Below are 286 nucleotides of genomic sequence, written 5' to 3' on the forward strand. Positions count from 1 at the left end.
ATCGCCACTTGGTCGGCGACCTCCAGGCCGATGATTTCCGGCGCGATGATTTCGTTGACGTTTTCGACCGCTTTTAACACCCCTTTGCCGAGGTAGCGGTTTTTATCGCCGTCGCGCAGTTCGACCGCTTCATATTCCCCGGTCGAGGCGCCGCTCGGCACCAAGGCGCGGCCGAAGCCGCCGTCTTCTGTGTACACTTCCACTTCCACCGTCGGGTTGCCGCGCGAATCGAGCACTTCGCGAGCGTAGACATCGATAATGGCAGACATGGGAACACACTCCTTTT

General features: G+C 59.1%; 1 pseudogene. It reads right to left on the minus strand.

The annotated features are described in order from the left end of the window. Window positions 1–269 (minus strand): annotated as a pseudogene (gene eno / locus LD028_RS08790) (phosphopyruvate hydratase); the annotation flags it as partial. Window positions 270–286 lie beyond the last annotated feature (17 nt).

Source organism: Anoxybacillus sp. LAT27, from assembly GCF_022030075.1.
In the GTDB taxonomy this organism is placed as follows: domain Bacteria; phylum Bacillota; class Bacilli; order Bacillales; family Anoxybacillaceae; genus Anoxybacillus; species Anoxybacillus kestanbolensis.